The following is a 3,239-nucleotide window of genomic DNA, read 5'->3' as shown; positions in this document are numbered from 1 at the left end:
GCCGCCGGGCCGCCCGCCCCCCCCGCCCGCCCGGGCGGGATCAGCCCTTGGGCAGCGGGTAACCGCGGGTGGCCGCGACCTCGTGGGCGGCCTCGGCGACGGCGAGGCCGCCGGTGGCCGACTTGGCGGGCTTGAGGATGAACGAGCCGTACGCCGAGGGCTTGGCGGCGTCGGTGAAGTCGAGCGGCACGTCCAGGACGTTGAGCGCCTTCTGGCTGCGGTGGGCGGCCACGATGCCCTCGCGGGTGAGGTCCTTGGCGGTGCAGGCGTTGCTGAGCGCCTCGGCGGCGACCTGGGCGGCCACCCAGCCGCTGACCACGCCGCTGTCCACCGGCGCGCCCGGGTACTTCGCCTGGTAGTCCTGCACCAGCTGGCGCATCCGCGGGGTGTCGACGCTGGGCGCCGGGTAGCCGCTGACCAGGTAGAACATTTTCTCCAGGGCGGGGGCGGCGGCGCTGTCCAGCAGCTGCGGGGCGAAGGTGGGGGCGGAGCCGACCACCGGCACGGTGAGTCCCTGGGCGGCGGCCAGGCCGACCAGCGAGGCGGACTGCTTGGGCCCGGCGCTGACCAGGATCGCCTTCACCCCGGCCTGCTTGAGGGCGGTGACCTGGGCGCCGAGGTCGGTGTCGGTGGCCTTGATCTTCTGCCCGACGATGCTGTAGCCGTGCTGCTTCGCCGCGTACTCGGCGCCGGCGAGGGCGTTCTCGCCGTACTCGCCCTCGAAGTAGACGTGGCCGATCCTGTCCCCCGCGGCCAGTCCGGCCTTGCGGGTCAGGAAGTCCACCGCGTTGATCATGTCGATGTCGTAGGTGGGGCCGACCACCTGGATGTAGTTCTGGCCGAGCAGGGTGGAGGACCAGCCGAGCGGCAGGGTGAGGATCTTCTTGCCGTCGATCTCCTGCTTGAGCGCGGCGACCACCGGCGATCCGATGACCTGGGTGAGCATGGCCGAGTCGGGCTCGATCTCGGCGAAGGCGGCGACGCCCTTCTGCACGTCGTAGCCGTGGTCCTTGACCTTGATCTCGACCTTGCGGCCGCAGATGCCGCCGACCTTGTTGGTCTGTTCCACCCACAGCTGCTGGGCGTTGACGATGCTCTTGCCGAGCGAGGCGTAGACGCCGCTGAGGTCGGTGAGGGCGCCGAGGGTGATGGTCGTCCCGGTGACGCCGGGGCCCATCTTCACCCCGTCCTGGCCGACCCGGTCGGAGGAGGTGTCGGCCTTGGTGCTGCAGCCGGTCGCGGCGAGCACGAGGACGGCGAGGGCGGCTGCGGATCTGAGCGTTCTGCGATCGGTCACGGGGTCGGCTCCTTGCCGGGCGAGGGAGGGGTGGCGGTGCGGGAGACGGTCACGGGGACGGGCACCGGGGCCGCGGGAGCGGCGGCCGGCGCGCGCCGCGGCCGGTACCGGCGGGCCAGGCCCGCCAGTCCGTCCGGGGCGAGGGTGAGGATCAGGACGACGGCCGCGCCGTACAGGTAGCGGGCGGCCTCGCCGGGGGTGGCGCCGAAGGCGTCCGAGCCCGCGGGGGCGATCAGCGGCAGCCGGTCGGCGTACACGGTGAGGACCTGCGGGAGCAGCGAGACGAGGACGGCCGCGGCGGCCGCGCCGCCGACCGAGCCGAGCCCGCCGATCACGATCATCGCGAGGAAGTCGATCGACAGGGCGAGCCCGAAATGGTCGGGCACCACCCGCTTGAAGGCCAGCGCGGTCAGCGCCCCGCCGGCCCCGGCGTACAGGCAGGAGACGGTGAACGCGGCGCAGCGGTACCGGGCGACCGGCACGCCCATCACGGCGGCGGCGGTGCCGCTGTCCCGCAGCGCGGCCAACGCCCGTCCGGGGCGGCCCTGTTGCAGGTTGCGGGCGGTGAACAGGCCGAGCGCGACCAGGGCGAGCCCGAGGTACCAGAGCCGTTCGAGGCCGCCGAAGGGCACGCCGAGCACGGCCAGGCCACGCGGCGAGGCGTCACTGAACGAGAAGCCGAACAGCGCCATCGGCTCGACCGGCCGGCCGTTGAAACCGCCGGTCACACTGCGGGAGTTGAGCATCACGTGCTGGCCGAGGAAGACCAGGGCGAGGGTGGCCACGCCCAGGTACATGCCGCGCAGCCGGCCGGCGATCGGACTGAACACCGCGCCCGCGGCGCCGGCCAGCGCGATCGCGAGGACGAGGGCGAGCAGCGGCGGCAGGCCGAGCCCGGTGAGCCGGGACGGACCGCTGCCGGACGCCCCGCCGGAGAACCAGACGTAGCCGTACGCGCCGACGGCGAGGAAGAAGGAGTGGCCGAGCGAGAGCTGCCCGGCGGTGCCGGTGAGCAGGCCGAGACCGATCGCGCCGAGCACCGCGGCCATCGCGAACAGCCCGCTCTGCAGCCAGAACCCGTCCGCGTAGAAGGGCAGGGCGAGCAGTACGAGGACGCCTGCGGCGGCCGCGGCGCGGCGCCCGGTGATCAGCTCAGACACGGACGGCCTCCTTCGATCCGAGCAGCCCCGAGGGCCGCACCAGCAGGACGGCGACCATCACCAGGTACGGGGCGATGCCGGGCAGACCCTCGCCGAACGCGCCGAGCGCGTCCTGGTAGCCGGCGGCGAGGGCGCCGGCCAGGCCGATGGCGAGGCTGCCGGCCAGGGCTCCGGCGGCCGAGTCCAGGCCGCCGAGGATCGCCGCAGGGAAGGCGGCGAGCGCGAGTTGGCCGGTCGAGCGGTCCAGGCCCGGCGCGGGGAAGGCGGCCAGGAAGACCGCGGCGACGGCGGCCAGCGCACCGGCCGCGCACCAGGCGGTCAGCCGCATCCGGCCGAGCCGCACCCCCATCAGCGCGGCGGCCTCCTCGTCGGCGGAGGCGGCCCGCATCGCCAGCCCCCAGCGGGTCCAGCGGAAGGCGGCGAAGACCGCCCCGATCAGGGCGACGGAGACGGCGATCCCGGCCAGCCGGGCCTCGGCGGCGTGCACTCCGCCGATCCGGACCACGGCCGGGCCCCACGGGTCGCCGGTGGCCAGGTAGTCGGCGCCGATCGCCCGGGCCAGCGCGGTCAGCAGCACCAGGTCGGCCCCGATGGTGAGGATGGTGGCGACGTGCGCGCCCGCCCCGCGGAGCCCGCGGGCGGTGAGCAGGTGGAGCAGACCGGAGGCGACCGCGGCGGCGGCGGCGCCGAGCAGCACGGCGAACGGGAAGCCGACCGCGCCGTGCGTGGCGGCGACCACCCAGCCGCCGAGCAGCAGGACGGAGCCGTGCGCGAAGTTCATC

Annotated in this window: 3 protein-coding genes; all 3 read right to left on the bottom strand. The window is 74.8% G+C overall.

All coding sequences use genetic code 11. The features are described from left to right. Window positions 1–40 precede the first annotated feature (40 nt). On the bottom strand, window positions 41–1,297 hold the full coding sequence (locus tag ABZ641_RS30500; RefSeq protein ID WP_344625420.1) for an ABC transporter substrate-binding protein: 1,257 nt from the start codon (window positions 1,295–1,297) through the stop codon (window positions 41–43). Beyond that, on the bottom strand, window positions 1,294–2,448 hold the full coding sequence (locus ABZ641_RS30495; protein ID WP_359986974.1) for a branched-chain amino acid ABC transporter permease: 1,155 nt from the start codon (window positions 2,446–2,448) through the stop codon (window positions 1,294–1,296). Before ABZ641_RS30495 ends, ABZ641_RS30500 begins: the two co-directional genes overlap by 4 nt. Before the next feature lies 1 nt (window position 2,449). Further along, window positions 2,450–3,239: branched-chain amino acid ABC transporter permease (locus ABZ641_RS30490; RefSeq protein WP_359986972.1), on the bottom strand; the 790-nt coding region annotated here is incomplete at its 5' end.

This window comes from Kitasatospora sp. NPDC007106, from assembly GCF_040634455.1.
GTDB classification, from domain to species: domain Bacteria; phylum Actinomycetota; class Actinomycetes; order Streptomycetales; family Streptomycetaceae; genus Kitasatospora; species Kitasatospora arboriphila.
The sequence above is the reverse complement of the archived record's forward strand: the minus strand, read 5'-3'. Positions and strand labels throughout refer to the sequence as shown.